This is a genomic window from candidate division WOR-3 bacterium (assembly GCA_039801725.1).
GTDB lineage: Bacteria > Hydrothermota > Tepidihabitantia > Tepidihabitantales > DTDR01 > DTDR01.
Genome location: JBDRVE010000017.1, coordinates 13,130 through 35,107 on the forward strand (window position 1 = coordinate 13,130; position 21,978 = coordinate 35,107).

The 21,978-nt window shown below is 31.6% G+C and carries 18 protein-coding genes; 11 read left to right on the plus strand and 7 right to left on the minus strand.

Features of this window, described 5'->3' with window-relative positions:
* Window positions 1-533 precede the first annotated feature (533 nt).
* From ABIK75_04765 to bamA, 3 genes are read left to right on the plus strand one after another with little or no spacing between them, the layout of a single operon-like run.
* Window positions 534-2,654 carry a DUF5916 domain-containing protein gene (locus ABIK75_04765; protein MEO0090399.1) on the plus strand — a complete coding sequence of 707 codons (2,121 nt, stop codon included), beginning with the start codon at window positions 534-536 and terminating at the stop codon, window positions 2,652-2,654.
* A 34-nt stretch (window positions 2,655-2,688) separates the two neighbouring features.
* Complete coding sequence (locus tag ABIK75_04770; protein ID MEO0090400.1) at window positions 2,689-5,121, plus strand: ATP-dependent Clp protease ATP-binding subunit; 2,433 nt, start codon at window positions 2,689-2,691, stop codon at window positions 5,119-5,121.
* Between the two features lie 8 nt (window positions 5,122-5,129).
* Complete coding sequence (gene bamA, locus ABIK75_04775) at window positions 5,130-7,337, plus strand: outer membrane protein assembly factor BamA (protein MEO0090401.1); 2,208 nt, start codon at window positions 5,130-5,132, stop codon at window positions 7,335-7,337.
* Window positions 7,338-7,363: 26 nt separating this feature from the next.
* Here bamA and ABIK75_04780 read toward each other — a convergent pair whose 3' ends face one another.
* From ABIK75_04780 to ABIK75_04810, 7 genes are all read right to left on the minus strand, one after another.
* Window positions 7,364-7,894, minus strand: coding sequence for a T9SS type A sorting domain-containing protein (locus ABIK75_04780; protein ID MEO0090402.1), 531 nt, complete (start codon window positions 7,892-7,894; stop codon window positions 7,364-7,366).
* Entirely contained in the window at window positions 7,887-9,914 is a 2,028-nt protein-coding gene (locus tag ABIK75_04785; protein MEO0090403.1) for a hypothetical protein, read from the minus strand. The genes ABIK75_04780 and ABIK75_04785 overlap by 8 nt, the downstream gene beginning before the upstream one ends.
* A 254-nt stretch (window positions 9,915-10,168) precedes the next feature.
* A complete protein-coding gene (gene rnhB / locus ABIK75_04790; GenBank protein MEO0090404.1) occupies window positions 10,169-10,789 on the minus strand; it encodes a ribonuclease HII in 621 nt (206 codons plus the stop codon).
* Window positions 10,782-11,735: a DUF4837 family protein gene (locus tag ABIK75_04795; protein ID MEO0090405.1), complete on the minus strand. Its 954-nt coding sequence runs from the start codon at window positions 11,733-11,735 to the stop codon at window positions 10,782-10,784. The genes rnhB and ABIK75_04795 overlap by 8 nt, the downstream gene beginning before the upstream one ends.
* Window positions 11,736-11,744: 9 nt before the next feature.
* On the minus strand, window positions 11,745-11,993 hold the full coding sequence (locus ABIK75_04800) for a DUF167 domain-containing protein (protein MEO0090406.1): 249 nt from the start codon (window positions 11,991-11,993) through the stop codon (window positions 11,745-11,747).
* On the minus strand, window positions 11,977-13,836 hold the full coding sequence (gene glmS, locus ABIK75_04805) for a glutamine--fructose-6-phosphate transaminase (isomerizing) (GenBank protein ID MEO0090407.1): 1,860 nt from the start codon (window positions 13,834-13,836) through the stop codon (window positions 11,977-11,979). Before glmS ends, ABIK75_04800 begins: the two co-directional genes overlap by 17 nt.
* A 1-nt stretch (window position 13,837) precedes the next feature.
* Window positions 13,838-15,169: a hypothetical protein gene (locus tag ABIK75_04810; GenBank protein ID MEO0090408.1), complete on the minus strand. Its 1,332-nt coding sequence runs from the start codon at window positions 15,167-15,169 to the stop codon at window positions 13,838-13,840.
* Between the two features lie 131 nt (window positions 15,170-15,300).
* Between ABIK75_04810 and ABIK75_04815 the strand changes: the two genes are divergently transcribed.
* The 8 genes from ABIK75_04815 to ABIK75_04850 all read left to right on the plus strand — a co-directional run.
* Window positions 15,301-15,507 carry a hypothetical protein gene (locus ABIK75_04815; protein ID MEO0090409.1) on the plus strand — a complete coding sequence of 69 codons (207 nt, stop codon included), beginning with the start codon at window positions 15,301-15,303 and terminating at the stop codon, window positions 15,505-15,507.
* A gap of 315 nt (window positions 15,508-15,822) precedes the next feature.
* Window positions 15,823-16,920 carry a glycine cleavage system aminomethyltransferase GcvT gene (gcvT, locus tag ABIK75_04820; protein ID MEO0090410.1) on the plus strand — a complete coding sequence of 366 codons (1,098 nt, stop codon included), beginning with the start codon at window positions 15,823-15,825 and terminating at the stop codon, window positions 16,918-16,920.
* Window positions 16,920-17,312 (plus strand): glycine cleavage system protein GcvH, encoded by a 393-nt coding sequence (gene gcvH / locus ABIK75_04825; protein MEO0090411.1) that lies wholly within the window; start codon window positions 16,920-16,922, stop codon window positions 17,310-17,312. The genes gcvT and gcvH overlap by 1 nt, the downstream gene beginning before the upstream one ends.
* Entirely contained in the window at window positions 17,313-18,659 is a 1,347-nt protein-coding gene (gene gcvPA / locus ABIK75_04830; protein MEO0090412.1) for an aminomethyl-transferring glycine dehydrogenase subunit GcvPA, read from the plus strand.
* Window positions 18,659-18,853: a DUF6485 family protein gene (locus ABIK75_04835; GenBank protein ID MEO0090413.1), complete on the plus strand. Its 195-nt coding sequence runs from the start codon at window positions 18,659-18,661 to the stop codon at window positions 18,851-18,853. Before gcvPA ends, ABIK75_04835 begins: the two co-directional genes overlap by 1 nt.
* 3 nt (window positions 18,854-18,856) lie before the next feature.
* Complete coding sequence (gcvPB, locus tag ABIK75_04840; protein ID MEO0090414.1) at window positions 18,857-20,296, plus strand: aminomethyl-transferring glycine dehydrogenase subunit GcvPB; 1,440 nt, start codon at window positions 18,857-18,859, stop codon at window positions 20,294-20,296.
* Complete coding sequence (locus tag ABIK75_04845) at window positions 20,287-20,592, plus strand: hypothetical protein (protein ID MEO0090415.1); 306 nt, start codon at window positions 20,287-20,289, stop codon at window positions 20,590-20,592. The genes gcvPB and ABIK75_04845 overlap by 10 nt, the downstream gene beginning before the upstream one ends.
* The coding region (locus ABIK75_04850; GenBank protein ID MEO0090416.1) for a glutamate mutase L at window positions 20,546-21,978 on the plus strand (1,433 nt) is incomplete at its 3' end. The genes ABIK75_04845 and ABIK75_04850, both read left to right, overlap by 47 nt.

Below are 21,978 nucleotides of genomic sequence, written 5' to 3' on the forward strand. Positions count from 1 at the left end.
GGCAGTAATCAAAAACATTATAATTCCAAATAACAACTAAGGGATTGGTAGAAAATAAAATAAGATTCTAAAAGGTAGTATGAGAATATTATAAAATCGAAATATTTATTCAAGAAATTTTAAGATATTTAACCGATTTCTTAGTTATCCTTATAAATCCTTATATTTCTTATTATTATCTTTTTATAATTTGTGAAAACTAAATACTATAATATCTCCTATACTGCTCCCTTTTTAATAGAAAGTAAAATCCCCTTGTTCTAATTAAGATAGATTTTAAAAAATATCCAAAAGAGAGATTTATTTAAGTATTAAGTAAAGAAAAATCAATACTTTAAGCACCTCCTTTTTAGGTTTATCTTTTAGTAATTCTTTCTTAATCAAAATCCCAAAATCTAATACTTTCCTTCTTCCATAATACCAATATTTTGATTTCCAAATTCTCCCCATATATATAATACGAAAAAAGAGCCCAAAAGGTTACCACTTTTTTATTACTTGAAATTTAAATTCAAATTTCTATAATCAAATAAATGATATTATTATTTCTTTTTCTCCTAAATAAGGATTTTTTAGAGGTTAATAAAGTTGATAAGATTTTTATTGATGGAATAGAGGAAGAGGTTTGGCAAATTGCCGATTCAATAATTATTGAAAAGCAATTTTACCCCTATTATGATTCTCTTGCCAGTTATAAGACTATTGTAAAGGTTCTACAGGATAAAGATAACTTGTATTTTCTTATTAAAACTGATTTCCAAAAGGATAGACCTAATACTTCTTTAAGTGGCGATTTAGATTGTTATCATATTTACCTTGACCCTGTTCTTTCTAAATTAAATGCTTACTGTTTTAGTGTCAATGCTGTTAATGAGCGAAGCACTGGCTTTTTATTGGATGATGGAAGAAGGACAGATATTTGGGAAGGGGTGTATGATAGTAAAACAAAAATTTATAAAGATGCCAATAATAATTATCTATTAATTTGCGAAATTAAAATTCCTTTTAAGAATTTTCGTTATAGAAAAGATATAAATAAATGGGGTTTTCAAATAAAGGTATATTATCAAAAAAAGCGAGAGACTTGTTATTTTCTTTTGCCCGAACAAGAAGAAGGATTAAGGGTATCAAAATTTGGTACTTTAAGAAATGTTTTGCCCTATTCCCAAGGAATTGGTATGGAAATATATCCGGTTGGAGTTTTAAAGAACGAATATTATGTTGGTCGGGATAAGAAAAGATTAGGGAAGATTTTACCTTGGGTTGGTTTAGATATTGCTTATAAAAAAGAAGATAAACAGATAAATTTAACTTTCTTGCCCGATTTTGCCGAAATTGAGTCCGACCCATTCACAATGACTTTAGGCAAATATGAAATTTATTATTCAGAAAGAAGGCATTTTTTTATAGAAGGTAAAAACTATTTTGAACCAGCAACAATGGGTGTGGGTTTTTATTCACCAATTAAAGTTTTTTATTCAAGAAGGATTGGTAGAAAAATGCGTGATTATTCGGGCGAAGTGCCGATTTTAAGTGGTCTAAAATTTACTGGTCGGTTTGAGAAGTATGAGATTGGTTTTCTAAATTCTCTTACTGGTGAGAAGTTTGGTGAATGGGATACCTCTTTTTATAATACTTGGAATGTATTTCGGATAAAAAGATATTTCTTTACCAATTCAGAAATTGGTCTTCTTGCTACTCATAAATATGATATAGAAAGAAAAGAAAGTTTCTTTAACTTTGATAACGATGGTGCTTTAAGATTTGGGAAAAATCAGTTTTTATGGCAGATAGTGGGCAATAAAAATAAAAACGAAAAATTTGGCTATGCTATTCAAAATGGCGGAGTTTATTATTTAACAAAAAATATTACTACTTTTTATAGTTTGCAATATGTAAGTAATAATTTTGATATTAGTTCAATGGGTTATGCTAATTTCGCTTCTGGCGATAGAGATATAAATTTAGGAATTGCCTATACAAATTTTCCTCAAAGTGGGATAGTTTCTTTTTATTCTTTAACACCTTTCCTTTGGCAAAATAAAGAGATTAATGAAGTTGATTGGTCAAGAATATTGGGAATAGAGTTTAATTTTCAATTAAGAAAACCAGAAATTTTTTATAATAGTCATTTTTATTATGGAAAAGGGATCGAAGATACCATTAAATATTCTTATATTGGCGTCAATCCTGCTTTATCTTTCTCTTTTGGTCAAGTAAGTTTTTGGTTCGGAAGTTGGTTTGGAAAAAATTATAATTATTTAAGGAGATTTGTTGCTTGGCAGGCACAAAATTGGGCCGGGCTTCATTTGCCAATTTTAGAAAGGGTATCTTTAAATTTTTATTGTAGTAATTGGATAGAATTTGATACTTTAAATAGGCATTTATCAACTACTTTAAGTCCTATCTTTTCTCTTGGTTATAAATTTACTCCCTATATGGGAATAACCTTTTATTCTAACCCTCCTTTAAGTTACCAAAATTCTCAATTTACTCTCTTCCAATTAAGAACCGCCTTATATTATTATTGGGAGATAAAACCAAAATCAAAGGTTTATTTTGTGATAAATGAACTTCTTATAAAAAATAATAATAAATGGCAAGAGAATGAGCGGATATTAGCGATAAAAATAAAGTACTTTTACTGGTTTTAATTGACTTTTAAGCAATTTTATGTTAAAATAAAGTATGCAGGATAGATTTACCAACCGTTTAAGAAAAGTTATTAACATTGCCCGTCAGGAGGCAATTAGAATGCATCATGATTATATTGGTTCCGAACATTTACTTTTGGGAATTATAAAGGAAGGCGAGGGAGTTGCGGCGTTGGTCTTATCCAATTTGGGAATTGAAAGAGACGAGTTGATTTCGGCAATTGAAAATGCCATAAGTTATGGCAAAACACCAATTATTTTGGGAGAAATTCCTTTAAATCAGGAGGCGAGGAGGATTTTAAATTATGCGATGGAAGAGGCGAGGAGGATGAACCATTCTTATATTGGTACTGAACATCTTTTGTTAGGAATTTTAAGAGAAGAACAATCAGTAGCGGCGCAAGTTTTATTCTCGTTGGGAATTGATATTGATATTGTCCGTAGCGAAATAATGAAAGTCTTAGAGGGCGAATCCACGGGGCAAGCAATTCCGCGAGGTAAATCTAAAACACCCGCCTTGGACTATTTCTCTCGAGATTTAACCCAATTGGCAAGGGAAGATAAACTTGACCCAATTATTGGCCGTGAGAAAGAGATTGAAAGAGTAATTCAAATATTGGTGAGAAGAAAGAAAAATAATCCCGTTTTAATTGGTGAAGCGGGAGTGGGTAAAACCGCAATTGTTGAAGGGCTTGCCCAAAGGATTGTTGAAGGTCGGGTTCCTTCTTTATTGAAAAATAAAAGGGTTTTAGCATTAGATTTGCCAGCCTTAATTGCCGGTACAAAATATCGAGGCCAGTTTGAAGAGAGAATGAAAACAGTGCTTAATGAGATAACAAAATCAGGTGATGTGATTCTTTTTATTGATGAACTACACACAATTGTTGGTGCCGGTGCTGCCGAAGGAGCGATTGATGCTTCTAATATTTTAAAACCAGCATTGGCAAGAGGAGAAATTCAATGTATTGGCGCTACCACTTTTGAAGAGTATCGGAAATATATTGAAAAACATTCAGCCTTAGAAAGAAGATTTCAGCCAATTATTGTTGAGCCCCCATCGGTAGAGGAAACGATTAAGATTTTACAAGGGCTTAAAGAGAAATACGAATTACATCATGGGGTGATATATACCGATGAGGCTTTAGAAGCCTGTGCCTATCTTGCTGATAGATATATTACTGACCGCTATTTACCCGACAAAGCAATTGATGTGATGGATGAGGCTGGTGCTCGCGTGAAATTATTGAGACCGGTTTTTAATCCGGAGATTGAAGAGTTAGAAAGAAGATTAGAAAGAATAAAAAGAATGAAGGAAGAGGCGGTAAGAAAACAGGAATTTGAAAAGGCAGCCGAAATCCGAGATGAGCAGCGAAGATTAACAGAACTTTTGAAGAAAAAAAGAAAAGAGATGGAAAAGAAAGGTGGTTTTCCAGTGGTAATGCCGGAAGATGTTGCTCAAGTGGTTTCAATGTGGTCAGGAATTCCGCTGCAAAGAATCGAAGAGAGTGAACAACAGCGACTTTTAAAGATGGAAGAAGAGTTAAAGAAGAGGATCGTTGGTCAAGATCACGCAATTGAAGCGGTTGCTCAAGCGACAAGAAGAAGTCGGGCAGGAATTAAAGACCCAAGAAGACCGATTGGTTCTTTTATTTTCTTGGGTCCTACTGGCGTTGGTAAAACCGAATTAGCAAGGGTTTTGGCAAAATTTCTCTTTGGTCACGAAGATGCCCTTATTAGAATAGATATGTCGGAATATATGGAAAAATTCAATGTTTCTCGCTTAATTGGTGCACCACCTGGTTATGTGGGTTATGAAGAAGGTGGTCAACTAACTGAGAAAGTGAGAAGAAAACCTTATTCGGTTGTTTTATTTGATGAAATTGAAAAAGCCCATCCGGATGTTTTTAATATTTTATTACAAATTTTGGAAGACGGTCAATTAACCGATGCCTTTGGTCGGAGAGTCAATTTTAGAAATTGTGTGATTATAATGACATCAAATATTGGTACTGCGGAAATAAAGAAATCAAGTGGGTTTGGTTTTACTTCAGGTAGCCCAGAGGAGAGTTATGAGAAGATGAAAGAAAGGATTTTAATGGAAGTAAAAAAGGTCTTCCGACCGGAATTTATTAACCGGGTAGATGAGATTATTGTTTTTAGACCTTTAGGAAAAGAGGAAATGGAAAAGATTGTTGATATTCAGATTAATGATATAAATGAGAGATTAAAAGAGAAAGGTTTAAAATTGGTTTTATCTCCGGAAGCAAAGGAGGTTCTTGTTGAACAAGGTTTTGACCCGGAATATGGTGCCCGACCATTAAAGAGAGCAATCAGAAGATTGATTGAAGACCCCTTAGCCGAAGAGATATTAAAAGGAAAATTTAAAGAAAGTTCTATTGTCTATATTGAAAGGGAAGGGAACGAATTACGTTTTGTTGCCAAAAAACCAGAGGAATTAAAAGTTTAAATAAATAGGTGCTTAAAAAGTCTTTATTTTTATCTTTCTTTATTTTCTCTTTTCTTTTTTCACAAATAATTTATCAAGTTCGAGCAAAAACTGAATTTATTGATACTTTAACTGTCCTTAATCTATGCGGAATAAAACCAGGAGAAATTCTCTCTTCCGAAAGGGTCGCCGAGGCAATTAAAAAAATATACAAAAGCGGACTTTTTAGTGATATAAAAGCAGAAACAACAATTACTGATAAAGGAATAATTTTAATTTTTACTACTAAAGATAATCCATTATTAAAAGATATCATCTTTTCGGGCAATCAAAAAGTTAAAACTAAAGAGTTAAAAGAAAAAATTAAATATAAAAAAGGAGAAGTGATTAGTGAATATAAGATATTTAATTATCAAAAAGAAATTTTAAACCTTTATAAAGAAAAAGGTTTTGTGGCACCAAAGGTTTTTTATACCAAATCAGAAAGAGATTCCCAGAATATGGTAACAATCACCTTTCATATTGAAGAAGGTAAGAAATATAAAATAAGAAAAATAAATCTGATTGGTGTTAAAAATTTAAAAGAAAATAAGATAAAAAGAAAATTAGTTAATCGAGAAAAGAGATGGTATCGGAAAGGGATTTTTAAAGAAGAGGAGTTTAAAAAGGATTTGACAAGGATAACCGATTATTACAAAGAGAATGGTTTCTTACAAGTAAAGATAGTTGACTACGAATTAAAAAGCGAAGGTGATTGGTTAGAAATTAATATTCAATTAGAAGAAGGGAAAAAATTTTATTTAGGAGATATTAATTTTAGTGGTAATAATTCTATTGGCATAGAAAGTTTAAAGAAAGCAATAAAATTGAAAAAAGGTGATTATTATAATGTCAAAAAGATGAATTTAAGTTTGCAGGAATTGTATAATCTCTATCAAGAAGAAGGTTATTTATATTGTCAGATTAATCCGATTGAAGAAATTAGAAATGATACCGTTGATGTGAATTATGAGATAAAAGAAGGAAATCCGGTTAAGATTAGATTGGTTAATATTGAGGGTAATGAGCGGACAAAAGATAAGGTTATCAGAAGGGAGATAGTTACTTTACCGGGAGATTTATTTAAGAAATCTTTATTGATAAGAAGTCAAAGAAATATTTTTAACTTAGGATTTTTTGAGGATATCAGTGTTGATTTTACACCGGTAGATAGCGAATATATTGATTTAAATTATAAAGTAAAAGAGAAAGTAACTTTTGGACAGGTAAGTGCCAGTGTTTCTTATTCTCAAAAAGAGAAGATTGTCGGCGGTTTTGAAATATCTCAGCCTAACTTATTTGGTAAAGGTCAAAAGATATACTTAAAATTAGAAAAGGGTGGAACGGTTACTAATTTACAAATGGGTTTTGAAGAACCTTATCTTTTTGATATTCCTTTTTCTTGTGGTTTTAATTTGTTATACTATTCCTATGCTTATGATTATTATGATAAACTTGACCGAAATCTTTCTTTTAATTTCTCCTATCCAATAATTCTTGATTATACAAGAATTTATTGGGGATTGAAATTTGGTAGTAGTTATATTCCACCAAAAAGTATTAAAGATACCAAAGTGCCAAAAGAAGTATATCGGGATACAATAAAAAAGATATATCTCTCACCAAATTTTTCTATTATTCGGGATGCTCGGGATTATGTTTTTAACCCCAGTGCTGGTTCTTATTATTTATATTCTTTTGATATCTCAACTTTAAAGATTAACTTTTTAAGACAGATAATAGATGTGCGGGTCTATTTCCCCTTATTTTGGAAATTTTCTTTGATGGCAAGAACAAGGATTGGTTATATTACTGAATTGAAAAGAAACGATACTGTACCTTTATACGAACGATTTTATTTAGGTGGTGTTGGTGAAGAAGGTATTCGTGGTTATCCTGACCGTTCAATTTCACCAGTAAAAGATGGTTATTTAGTGGGTGGCAAGGCAATGACCATTTTCAATTTAGAATATAAATTAAAATTGGCTTATTATCTTTCCTTTATTGCTTTCTTTGATTGTGGAAATTGTTTTGAAGATTTAAATAAGATAAATTTTGGAACCTTTAAAAGGGGAGTTGGTGTCGGTGTCCGAGTAGAAGTACCAATGTTAGGATTGATTGGCTTTGATTTAGGCTACGGTTTTGACCGCGAAGGAAATAAATTAGAACCCCATTTCCAATTTGGCAAGACTTTTTAAAATATTTATAGATTTTTTATTATTCTTTACCAAATAAAAGTAATCTTTTTTATTTCATAATAGTCACCGGTTTGAAATTTTGAAAAATAGATACCGGGATTAACCTTTTGCTGAAAGTTATTTTCGCCTTGCCAGTTGACTGAGTAGATACCAGGTTTTTTATTTTCATTAATCAATATCTTTATAATCCTTCCCATTCGGTCATAAATAAAAAGTTTTACATTACTTTGATTTTTAAGGGAAAAAAGAATTCTTGTTTTATGAAAGAAAGGATTAGGAAAGGGGTTATATAATTTTGTTTCTAATTGATGGGGATTTGGTAATTCTTCCTTTTCCTTAATACTTACTTGTGGCTCTCTTATCCAGAAACCAATAAAACCAAGATAATTAGGGTTTGTTAGATAGCTGATAGCATTTTGGGAGAGAGAATTTTTTGCTTGATAATTGGTATTAGTTAAATTTTTTCCATCGCTGTTTATTGTATACCAATCACAATAATATTGAGAAAAAGCATAAGAGATAAAAAGAAGATAAAGAAAGATTTTTAGTTTACTCATTCTTCCTCCCCTTTTCTTTTTCCCTTAACAATTTTCTCCATTCCTCTTTTGCTTTTTGGGATGTTTCGTATTCTTTTAATATACCAAAGGCAATCCAATCAAAAGAGATATTAGTATTTTCTCCCCAGGTAGGAATTTTCTTTAAGATAATTTCAAAACCGTTTGTTTTAATTCTGCTTACATAAAGTAAACCAGTAGGTTCCTCTTTCGGAGTAACAACAATTCTAACCGGAATGTCAGTTCTAATATTTTGGGAAAAGACTTCCGGAAAAGAGATTTCGGCTTTGCCATTATTGAGTCTTCCGCTACCAGCAGTAATTATTGATAAGTCAGGACTGATAATACAAGGTGCTTCTTTATCATCCCAAAGACCACCAGTATACCAACCACCAGTCGCATAACCACGACCATAGGCTTGGATAGCAGTATCAGTCGCAACATTGCCATAGGCATGGGCATAAAGTCCTTCGGCTCCGCTATTACTGGCAAAAAAATCACCGCCTGCTATGTCTCCGATAGCATACACACCGTAACTGCCGGCATTATAAACAGTTACTCCATTAAGCCCAGCCTGGTTAATATGTAAACCATAATTTGTAGCATTGTCAATATAGATACCATAAAAAGAAGAATTGGAAATACGGACACCAGAACTGGCTCGATTGATTATTATCCCATTTGAGGCAGTATCAATATAAATACCATTAGAGGTACTATCAATATAAACACCATTAAGAGATGCTCGATTTATTCCTAAACCAACACTTGTTCTCTGAATATTTAAACCTGTTGGTGCATAGCGGATATAAATACCGGTATTGGCACTGTCAATTTCAAGACCAAAATTGGCACTGTCAATAAAGACACCACTTCCTGAACAGCGATATACCCGCAGACCGTTATTCCCTGCTCGGGAAATATTTACAGCATAAATAGCATTACCAATGTTAATTCCTCTATTTGCGTTGCCAATATAAACACCATCAATTGTACTGTCAATATAGCTACCATAATTACTTGCCCGGTAAACCCTTATACCTGTTTGGGCGCGATTTATATTAATACCATAAATAGCAGCACTGTCGATATTGACACCAGTATAAGTTATCCGACCAATAGCAAGACCAGTGCCGACATATCCAACCGAAATACCGGCACTAAAGGCAGTATCAATTGCTAAACCATGACCAGCAGGATTTTTAATCCGCATAATTGCATTAGGATAACTAACATTTCCACTGAGAGTACAAGGTTTAAAAATATCAACTCCTCTTATTGAATTATCAGTAATTTTTGAGGAATTGACAACTTCGTTAGCAATTAATGGGTTTGGATAATTACCAGTTAAATCGCCACCGGCTGGACCAGTTGGTGGTAAGCCAGTAATAGCAACATTAGCGGCATTGGTTATCTGTCCTTTTTCATTTACAGTGATTTGGGCAACATTTGTCGCATCACCATAAGTGCCAGCAGTAACACCGGTAGCAGATAAATCGTCAGCAATAATTGTGCCGTCTTGAATTTCATCGGTATTTATTGGTGGACTAATTGGTCTTTGGATTTGGGCATTTAAGGCATAATTGGCGCTATCAGCTTTTCTTGATAGATAAGAGTAGGCATTACTAACAATTCTTATTCTTGGTATCATTGGTGAATGAGGGTTTACTTGCATTTCTAAATAACAATTGCCATCTATCGGAAGAGAAGAAATTGGCACAACACTTCCTAAAAGGACATTAAAAAGCCCAGATTGGGTTTGAACATTTTGGGTTTCGTTCCAAAAAGCAATGCCACCAGTAGGAGAAGTAAATAAGCGAAAAGTTATTGAATAAATAGAATCTAAAACTGGTTGACCATTAATATCAGTAAGTTTTCCTTGAAAATTAAGCATCAAGGGAATAGTAATTTGGTCGGTATTAGGAGAGATAGGTTTTAAGGAATTTAAAGAACTGAGTGTCGGAGGATTAGCAAAAACAATAAAAAAGAGAATTGATAAGAAAATTAAAGAATTTTTAAACATTTTTTTTACCCCCTTGATATCCTTTGCACCTAAAGATATCCTTTGTCGTTTTAGGCTCGGTGCCGCCGATAAAACTTTCTAAAATTTAAACTAAAAATATTTTTATGTCAATAAGAAAAATATTAAATTAGATTTTTATTAAATGTATCTTAAAATATGATTGACAAGCAGTAGTATAGCTAGTATCTGAATGGTAAATTTAACTAACAAAAATTATTGAGTAGATTAAAAATTTCCTTATAGAAACTTCAAAATTAGGTAATTAATTTAATCCGCCATTTTGTACGGATTATTGGTAGACAGTAATTGTAATATTTTCTTAGAAATTCCATTGTTTTTTTATCACTGGGATAGCCCGAACCGAAATCGCCGTATTTCTTTTTAAAATTTCTTATAATCCTATCCCTTTCTACTTTGGCAATTATTGAAGCAGCACTTACTACTTCATATTTTTTATCTGCCTTATTTTCGCCAATAATTTTTGGTGTGATATTCTTCTTATTTAATAAATTTTTTAATTCTTCACAATACTTTTTAATTCCCCTTTGATTTACAGGACAATCAAAATAGATAATATCGGGATTTAATTTCTCAATAATTTTTGCCATATTTTTCAGTTCCAGAAAATTGAGGTTATATCTGTCAATAACTTTTGGTGATATTCTTTTGATAACTATTCTTTCAGCAATATCTTTTATTTTCTTTGCTAATCTTTCTCTTTTATCGGGTTTAAGTTGTTTAGAATCCTTTACACCAATCTCTTTTAATTTTACAATATCTTTTTCTTCAACCAAAATTCCACAAATAACCATTGGACCAATAACACATCCTCTACCAGCCTCATCAATTCCTAAGATATAATTTTCTTTATTCAACTTCAAAAGTTCTGAGAATTACATCTAATTGGAGTAAGTTATTTAACTTCTTTTCGCCGGGATAAAACAAGGTGCCATCAATCAAATAGAATTTATCCTGATAATTAAAGGCATAAGAGATAAAAGGACCGCCAATAATATCTTTATCATTCTGCCAGACACCAATAAGTTTCAAAGCAGGTTGGTTTAAAAAATAGGTGCTTTCGGCATAAGTATATTCCCTTAAAATGTAATCGCCATTATAAAATTTTATCGTTAAACTATCTCTTAAATTGGCAATCTTTTCGGGCAATAATTCCCTTCTTGTGTTATCAAAATAGATAAATATTGATCTATCAGGATAATGGGTAAAGAGATAGATAAAATTATCTTTTTTATATTCTTCTTTTAAAATATATCTTTTTGGAATTTTAAAAGTAAAATGGTAATTTTCTTTCAGATATTTTATTTTTTCTTTATCAATACCAATAGAATAAGTATAAAGATGGATAAGGTCATAAATATGTTCTAAAAGAGAATAAAAAATTCTTTTCTCGTATCTTTTTAAGCCTTCTTTTAATAGATTTTTCTCACTACTGACAAAAATAAATATCTGTTGATTTTTGGTATATAAGTCTTTTAAACGAAAGAAGCCAAAGGTATCTCTTTTGATAATCTCAATTTTATCGCCAATCAAATCCGAAATAAATTCGTCAGATATTGTGCCAACTAAAAAGAGGGTAGTAAAATCTTTTAATAAAGGAAAACTTGCTAAGTTTTTATATTTAATAGTAAAATAAGGTTCAGGTTGGGGAGTATAAACTTTCTTTTCTAATATTTGCGAGATTAGATTTTCTATTTCATTTTGATATTCAGTAAAGATAATAACTTCTCTTAATTTACCAATTGTTGGTGGTAGGGGAGAGCAAGAAAATAAGAAAAATATAAAAACCAATATTTTTCTCATACTTTTATTTTAAAGGGAAGTATTTATTATTTCAATTATTTTATCTTTACTTTTTTCGCCTTTAATAATTTTTATTTGTCCTTTTTTCACATTAAAATATTCAGCTAAAATTTCAATCAAAACTTTATTTGCTTTTCCTTCAATGGGTGGAGCGGTTAAATAGACTTTTAATCTATCTTTTTCTTTTACTATCTCATTCTTTTTGGCGTTAGGAATAACTCGTATTTTTATTATTTGTGACTTATAATACTGTGACACTTTTTGCTAAATGTCTTGGTTTATCAACATCGCAACCACGGAGGCAGGCGATATGATAGGCAAAAAGTTGAAGGGGAATTGCTACTAAAATTGGTGTTAAAAATTCAATCGTTTCTGGTAGATAAAAAATATCTTCGGAGATTTCTTTTAGTCTTTTATCATTCTCATTGCCGATAGCAATAATTTTGCCACCCCTTGCCTTTGCTTCCATTATATTGGAAATCATTTTCTCATAAGTTGAGTCTTTTACGCAAATACAGATAACCGGTATTTCTTCGGTGATTACCGAAATTGGTCCATGTTTCATTTCACCGGCAGGATAGCCAGCAGCGTGGATATAAGAAATCTCTTTTAATTTTAAAGCGCCTTCTAAAGCACTGGGATAGTTAATTCCTCTTCCTAAAAAGACAAAATGGGGTGAATTATAATATTTCCTTGCTACTTTTTTGATTGTTTTATCTAAAAGTAATGCTTTCTTAATCTTTTCTGGGATAATTTTTAATTCTTTCAAATAGTCTTCTAATTTTTCTCTGTTAATTTTTTCTCTTATTAAGGCAAAATATAGTGCTAAAATAAATAGATTAAAAATTTGGGCAGTATATGCCTTGGTAGAAGCAACACCAATTTCCGGACCAGCATTGATAAAAATAACATTATCGGCTTCTCTATCCATTGATGATCTTTTCACATTTAAGATTGCTAAATTTTTTATCTTTCTCTCTTTTGCCTCCCTTAATGCCATTAAGGTATCAGCAGTTTCACCCGATTGGGAAATGGCAATCATTAAGGTATTGTTATTAAATAGAAAAGGTCTTGATAATAATTCAGAAGCAATCTCCACATTGGTTGGTATTTCACTTATCTTTTCAAAATAATCTCTGCCGATTAAACCTGCGTGATAAGAAGTGCCACAGGCTTGGATAACAATATTACTGATATTTTTTATATCTTCGGGATAGAGATGGAAACTTTCACCTAAAAGAATTTCTTTTTCATATATCCGTTTTTCTAAATTCTCTTTTAAGATTTTAGGTTGTTCGTATATCTCTTTTCTCATAAAATGGCGATATCTTCCTTTACTTACTTCTTTCGCTTTCAAGTCAATTTTTACGCTTTCCTTTTCTATTTCTTTACCTTCTTCATTATAAAAATTTACTCTATCCTTTCTTAAGAAACAGATTTCACCATCTTCCATAATATAAACCTTTTTACAGATACCAACTAATGCCAAAATATCTGAAGCGATCATTCCTTCATTTTTACCAATTCCGCAAAGGAGTGGACTCCCTTTTTTTATACCAATAAGAAAATCAAATAATGGAGAAATAAGGCAAAGGGCAAAACTACCTTTTAATTCCTTTAATGTTTCACAAAGACCTTTTAAGAAATCTTTTTCTGTTAAATTATCTTTTTTTATCTTTTCTTCTAAAAGATGAACAATCACTTCGGTATCGGTTTCGCTTTCAAATTTATGACCATTGTTAATAAGTCTCTCTTTTAATTCCTGAAAATTTTCAATTATTCCATTATGGACAATTGCTAAAATCTTTTGGCAGTCTAAAAAGGGATGGGCATTTTCGTCGCTTACCTTTCCGTGGGTTGCCCAGCGGGTATGGCCAATGCCAATTAAAGTATCTCCTTCTTGATAAGAAAATAGGGGAGTAGAATTTAAAATCTCCTTTAATTTAAATAACCTGCCAGCAGTCTTTTTCACAAAGATTTTCCCTTGATAATTTACCGCAATACCGCAGGAATCGTATCCCCGATATTCCAATCTTTCTAAGGCAACTAATAAAACCGAAGTAATATCCCGTGAACCAATATAGCCAACAATTCCACACATATTATTTTAAAATCTCATAAACTTGTTTAACAATCTTTTCATCATCGGCATTGATTATTATTCGCAAAAGATTTTCGGTATTAGAAGGTCTTAAATGGAATAAGAAATTTCTTTTGAAAAAGAAAAAGCCATCTTCTTCACTAATAAAATAAGGCTTTTTAAATAACTTAATAAAATTGTTTTTCACTTTTTCCTTCATCTTTAAAAAATTTTTAGTATCAAATGCCATTTTCTCTTTAATAATTATGTAATCATTAAAACTCTTTTTCAATATTGATAAGGGCTTATCTTTTTCTTTGATTAAAGATAGAATAAAATAGAAAGCAACAAAACCATCTCTTGTTAGATTAATATCTTTAACAATCACACCACCGTTTCCCTCACCACCAATAAGGCTTTTTCTTTTTAACATTTGATAAACAACATTACTTTCGCCAACCTTTGTTCGATACAAAGGGACATTAAACTTTTCACAAACATCATTTACCAAAAGGCTTGTTGAGAAATTACAGACAACAGGTGTTCTTTTCTTTTCTAAAAAATATAAAAGAGTTAAAGGAAGAGTATATTCTTCACTTAAAATTTCACCATTTTCACAGACAAAAGCAACTCTATCACCATCCGGGTCAAAACCAATTCCCAAATCTAATTTTTCTTTCTTTATAAAATTAGCCAATTTTCTTAAAGAATTCTTAGAAGGCTCTGGTGGTCTGGGAAAATCCTTTTTAATTTCCTTTTCACAAAATAAGAAACTTGCCTTTAAATTTAAATAATTACAGAAATAATTAATTTCTGAACTTGCTGAGCCATTAACACAATCAATTCCGATTTTCAAGTCCTTAAAAGATAGGTTCTTAAATATTTTATACCTACTAATTTTTAACAGATGTTTTTGATAAATAAGTTCTTTATTAAAACTTTCAATTTTTGGTAAATCTTTTCTTTCTAAGTTTTTAATATCATCAAAACTAAATTTTTTAATCTCTTTCTCAAAAAGAAACCTGCCTTTAGAAGATACAAATTTCAAACCATTTTCATTAATTGGATTATGGGAAGCGGTAATAATAATTCCTGGTAGTTTTAATATCTGAGAGGCAAAAACCAATGTTGGCGTTGGAATAATTCCCAAATCAATTACATTTTTACCTGCCTGTAAAATTCCTGATATAACCGATGAATAAAAAATCTTAGAACTTGGTCTAGTATCATAACCTAATAAAATTTTATCTTCCTTTTGATTTTTAGAAAAATGGTAAGTAAATATAAAAAAATCGTATGGGAAAATATTAAAAAATACCTTTCCTCTTAAACCAGAAACGCTAAATTTATACATTTGTTATTAGTATAAAGAGAAATAAGATTAAGTCAAGAGTGTTGAATAAGAACTTATTAAGTTAATATAAAAAAAGTGGTAACCTTTAGGGGTCTTTTTTCGTATTATATATAGGGAGAGATATTATGGTGATGGACTGTTATCCGAAGGTTAATAAGTATACTATTCCTAATCTGATGGGCAATTTCAAAATAATCCCAAAGAAAGGTTATTTATCTTTCTACTATTATAATTTCCAACCGGCTTATAACGATTATTGGATAAAGAGGTTATTAATTTTACTAAAAAACAAACTTAAAAAGGAGGTGCTTAAAACCCAGTATTTTTTTAATAACTAAATAAATATCTCTTTTATATATTCTAAAAACCTATCTTAGTAATACAGGAGGGTTTTGCTTTCTATTAAAAAGGGGGCAGTATAGGAGATATTATAGAATTTAGTTTTTAAAGGTATAATAATTTGAGAAAACTATTTTAAAATGGGTAAAGATTTCTTTTAAATCTTTTGAAATAAATAAGTTTTGCTTTTGAATGATTATTTTAGTTTTATGAGGATTTTATACTTTGTTTTAGAGTTCCTTTTATTTTTAGGTTAATTATTATAAGTAAATAAGATTTTTTGACTTTTGATGATAATTTATTATAATACTAAAATGTTAAAGAAAACACCTTTTTATGAGAAACATTTGGAATATAAGGCACAGATGATTGATTTTTTTTCTTATTTGATGCCGATTTCTTATCGTTCAATTAAAGAAGAGGTATTAGCGGTAAGAAATAACTGTGGTCTTTTTGATGTCTCTCATATGGGAAGGATTGAGGTTTCCGGAAAAGATTATAAGGAATTTGTGAATTATCTGATTACTAATGATATTTTTTCTTTAAAAGAGTATCAAGCTTGTTATGCTTGTATGTTATATGAAGATGGTGGGATTGTTGACGATTTGGTCTGTTATAATCTACCTGAGAGAATTTTATTGGTAGTAAATTGTGCCAATTTAGAGAAGGATTATAATTATATTTTATCAATAAATAAAAAATTTAATTGTGAAATAAAAAATATTTCCGAAGAGGTTTGTCAGTTGGCTTTGCAAGGCAAAAGGGCAGAAGAAATTCTTTCTTCTCTTACCAATGATAATTTATCAGAGATTGGTTTCTATTATTCTAAGGAGATAAAGATATTGGATGTTTTAATGTTAGTCTCCCGAACAGGCTATACGGGTGAAGATGGTTTTGAGTTATATTTTGATAGAAGTTATGCCCATAAGATATGGGATGCTCTTTTTGAGAAAGATTCTTCCCTTATGCCTTGTGGATTGGGAGCAAGGGATATGTTAAGATTGGAAATGGGCTATTGTTTATATGGTCAGGATATTGATAAGGATAAAAATCCCTTAGAGGCTAATCTTTCTTTTGTAGTAAAATTTAATAAGGATTTCATTGGCAAAGAAGCATTATTGAAAATAAAAGAACAAGGGCTGAAAAGAAAATTGGTGGGAATAAAATTTGCTGATAAAGTAATTCCACGACCAAAAATGAATTTATACGATAGTAATAATTCTTTAATAGGTTTTATTACCAGTGGCACTTTTTCTTTTAGTGTAAATTGTGGGATTGCTTTGGGATATGTCGATATAAATTATTGCCAAATTGGTAATAAAGTTTATTTAGAAAATAAGAAAGAGGGTGAGATTGTGAAATTACCTTTTTATCAATTTGGTAGTATTAAAAAATCAAAAAAGGAGGTTTAATGGCTTTAGTATTAGATAATTTGTATTACACAAAAACCCATGAGTGGATTAAAGTAGAGAATGATATTGGAATTGTTGGTATAACCGATTTTGCCCAAAAGGAATTACAGGATATCGTCTATTTTGGCATTGAAGAAAGTATTGTTGGCAAAGAATTAAAGGCAGGAGATAAATTTGGATATGTGGAAGCAGTGAAAACTGCCGCTGATTTGTATTTACCGGTTTCAGGAGAGATTATTGAGATAAATAAAGAGTTAATTGCTAATCCGGTAATTGCTAATCAAGACCCTTATGGTCAAGGTTGGATATTGAAAATTAAGATAAAAGATAAAGAAGAATTAAAAAATTTATTAAATAGTGAAGATTATAAAAAACATATTGGAGAGGCATAAATGTTTATACCCCATAGTGAAGAAGAGATAAAAGAGATGCTTTCTTATCTTGGACTAAAGAGTTTAGATGAACTTTTTCAAACTATTCCTGACAATTTAAAAGTAAAATTAGAAGACGAGAAGGTTAAAGTATTAAAAGAGTTGGAAGCAAGAAAAGAATTAAAAAAGATTTCCCAAGAGAATAAGACAATTTCTTCTTATATCTCTTTTTTAGGTGGCGGTATTTATGACCATTATATCCCTTCCTGTATTGACCAGATTGTTTTAAGAAGCGAGTTTTATACTGCTTATACTCCTTATCAGCCAGAGGTATCCCAAGGGACCTTACAGGCAATGTTTGAGTTTCAATCTTTGATCTGTGATTTATTCAAAATGGATGTCTCTACTGCTTCCCATTATGATGGTGCTACTGCTTTGGCAGAGGCGATTTATGTTTTAAAAAAGAAAGGTTATAAAAATTGTCTAATCTCTTCTGGTGTTTCACCTTTTTATTGGGAAGTTATTAAAACCTACTTTTTAGGTCAAGATATAAATTTTGTTAAAATCCCTTTAAAGGAATTTACTATTGATATTGATTATTTAGAAAAAAAGGCAAAGGAATTGGAAAAGAATTTCTTTTTGGTATTTCAAACTCCTAACTTCTTTGGTTTTATAGAAGATGTTGAAGTCCTTTCTCAGATTGTTCAAAGATATAATGGAAAATTGATTGTTTCCTGCGACCCAATTTCTTTAGCAATTTTGAAGCCACCGGGAGATTATGGTGCTGATTTGGCAACCGGTGAAGGTCAATCATTAGGTCTTTATCCTTCTTTGGGCGGACCCCTTTTAGGAATTTTAACAAGTAAAAAAGAATATATCAGAGACCTACCGGGTAGGATTTGTGGTAAGACAGTTGACAAAGAAGGAAAAGTTGGTTATGTTACGGTTTTACAAACAAGGGAGCAACATATTAGAAGGGAAAAGGCCACGTCCAATATCTGCACCAATCAACAACTTTGTGCTTTAAGAGCAGCAATTTATCTTTCTTTAATGGGAAAAGAAGGGCTTAAAAAAGTTGCCAATTTTTCCTTTCAGAAAAGCCATTATCTTTATGAAAATCTTTTATCACTGCCAATTTTTGAAAAGGTTTCCGATAGACCTTTCTTTAAAGAATTTACAATAAAAAGTAAAGTTTCCGTTAGAGAATTGCTTAATAAATGTAAAAAAGAGAAGATTTATGCTGGTATTGATTTATATGAGATAACAAAGGATGAGAATTTGAAAGATATGCTACTTGTTTGTGTAACAGAAAAGAGAAAGAAAGAGGAGATGGATTACTTTGTAGAAGTGCTAAAAAGGAGTTTCTGATGGAGTGTAATATTAAAAGAAATTTAAGTTTTTGTAATTGTTCTTATCCGACTTGTGAAAAGAAAGGAAAGTGTTGTGAATGTCTTCATTATCATTTAAAAAGAAGAGAGGTACCGGCTTGCTTTTTCTCCAAAGAAGTGGAAAGAACTTATGACCGCTCAATTGAGAATTTTATTAAGCATTATAAAGGATAGAATATGCTTGAGAAATTAATCAAGGAATATTCTAAAAAGGGAAAGTTTAATGACTATTTTGGCGAGATTGATATTCCCGAGAAAGATATTAAAAATTATCTTTCAGAAAATCTTTTAAGAAAGGATTTTGAATTTATTGAGGTTTCGGAAATAGAAGTGATTAGACATTTTATCCGTCTTTCGGCTTTGAATTACCATTTAGATAAAGGAATCTATCCCTTAGGAAGTTGCACGATGAAGCATAATCCAAAGGTGAACGAAGAAGTAGCAAGTTACGAAGGTTTTCTTTATCTCCATCCTTTACAAGAAGAAGAGGATATCCAAGGTGCTTTGCGATTGATGTATGAACTTATTTATTTCTTAAAAGAGATTTCGGGAATGGATTATGTTTCTTTGCAGCCGCCAGCCGGTGCGAGTGGTGAATTAACAGCAATGCTGGTTATCAAGAAATATTTTATGGATAAAAAAGAAGATAGAAAGATTGTTTTAATTCCTGATTCGGCTCACGGAACAAATCCGGCAAGTGTGAGTATGGCGGGATTTGTTGCTCAAACAATTAAATCTAATAGTGAAGGAATGATTGATTTAGAAGATTTGAAAAAGAATTTAAATAGTCAAGTTGCCTGTTTGATGATTACCAATCCTAATACTTTAGGAATTTTTGAAAAGAATATTAAATTGATTGCTGAAGAGTTACATAAATACGGTGCGCTCCTATATTTAGATGGTGCCAATTTGAATGCCTATTGCGGAATTCATCGACCAGGTGATGCTGGTGTTGATATTATGCATTTTAATCTTCACAAAACCTTTTCTACTCCGCACGGTGGTGGTGGTCCCGGAGCAGGTCCGGTTGGTGCCAAAGATTTTTTAGTTCCCTATTTGCCCAATCCGAAGATTGAAAAAAAGAATGAGAAATATTATCTTAAATATGATAAAGAGTCAATCGGCAAGACAGCAAGTTTTTATGGTAATTTTAATGTTTTTGTTAAGGCATATACTTACATAAGAATGAATGGAATAAAGGGCTTGAAGAAAGTTTCTCAGATTGCGGTTTTAAATGCCAGTTATTTAAGAAAGAGATTAGAAGAACTTGGTTTTTCTTGTGAATATAAAACCAACACTTTACACGAATTTGTTTTGACTTTGAAGGATTTTAAAAAACAGGATGTTAGGGCTTTGGATATTGCCAAAAGATTATTAGATTATTATTGTCATGCACCAACGGTATATTTTCCGTTAATTGTGTCTGAAGCCTTTATGATTGAGCCGACCGAAACCGAGCCAAAAGAAGAACTTGATAGATTTATTTCGGTAATGGCAAGGATAAAAGAGGAGATAAAAGAAAATCCGGAATTAGTAAAGAATGCGCCCCATAATACACCAGTAAGAAGATTAGATGAAGGAAAAGCCGGAAGAGAATTAATTGTAAAATGGAGTTAACTGAATTAGAAAGAGAAGAATTGATAAAGAAAATTGCCGAAAGGGTAGTTTCTTTGAGGTTAACACCATTAGCGATTGTTTTGTTAGAATCAAGTAAGCCATTATCTTTTGCTTTTAATCAACTTTTGGTATTTTTTCAGCCGATTGTTACTTCGGTAATTAATCCGGTACCTTATGAAAAGTTGGTTTTATTATTTGAAGATAGAAATAATCTTGAATTATTGATTAAAGAGATTGAAAAAAGAGAGGATGAATATGATCGAGAAAGAAAAAATAAAAAGAATATTAGCAACTGATTGTGGCAGCACAACCACAAAAGCAATTTTGATTGAAAAGCGAGGTGAAGAGTATCGTTTAATTGTTCGTGGCGAAGCACCAACAACTGTTGAGGCACCTTTTGAAGATGTTACGAGAGGTGTCTTGAATGCAGTTAGAGAAGTGGAAGAGTTGACCGGTGTGAAAATTTTGGAAGGAGAAAAAATAATTAAACCTTATAAAGATGAAAAAGAGGGAGTTGATATCTATGTCTCCACAAGTTCCGCCGGCGGTGGTTTACAGATGATGGTTGCTGGTGTTGTTTTGACGATGACGGCAGAAAGTGCTCAAAGAGCAGCATTAGGCGCTGGTGCGATTGTAATGGATGTGATTGCTTCTAATGATGGAAGATTACCTCACGAAAAGATTGAGAGGATAAGAAATTTAAGACCGGATATGATTTTGCTTTCTGGTGGTGTTGATGGTGGAACAATTTCTCATGTGGTGGAACTTGCGGAGTTAATAAGAGCTGCTGATCCAAAACCAAGGTTTGGAATTGGTTACAAATTACCAGTAATTTATGCTGGCAATAAGGATGCGCGAGAACATATCCTAAAAATTTTAAAAGAACATACTGCTTTAGAAATAGTGGAAAACATTAGACCGGTTTTAGAAAGAGAAAATTTACAACCGGCAAGGCATAAAATCCACGATTTATTTATGGAACATGTAATGGCTCATGCTCCAGGATATAAAAAACTTATGGAATGGACAGATGTGCCGATAATGCCCACACCGGGAGCGGTTGGTCTTTTGATTGAACAAGTTGGCAGAAGTGAAAATATTGAGGTTTTAGGAGTAGATATCGGTGGTGCCACGACCGATATTTTTTCTTGTTTCCGAGACAGAAGAGCAGAAAGTGAAGAATTGGTTTTCAATAGAACTGTAAGCGCTAATTTAGGAATGTCTTACAGTATTAGTAATGTTTTAAGAGAGGCAGGTATTGAAAATATTATCCGCTGGATTCCTTTTAAGATTGATGAAGGTGATTTGAGAAATAGAATAAGAAATAAAATGATAAGACCAACAACTATTCCCCATACCTTAGAAGAGTTAAAAATTGAACAAGCAATTGCCCGCGAGGCATTAAGATTGGCATTAGAACAACACAAATCAATGGCAGTTGGTTTAAAAGGTATTCAACAAGAAAGGACAATTTCTGATGCCTTTGCCCAAGCATTAACTGGTGAAACATTAGTTAATATGATGACTTTAAATTTAATAATCGGTTCTGGTGGGATTTTATCCCACGCACCAAGAAGGGTTCAAGCAGCAATGATGATGATCGATGGTTTCTTACCGGAGGGAATAACAAGATTGGCAGTTGATAGTATCTTTATGATGCCCCATTTAGGAGTTTTATCTAC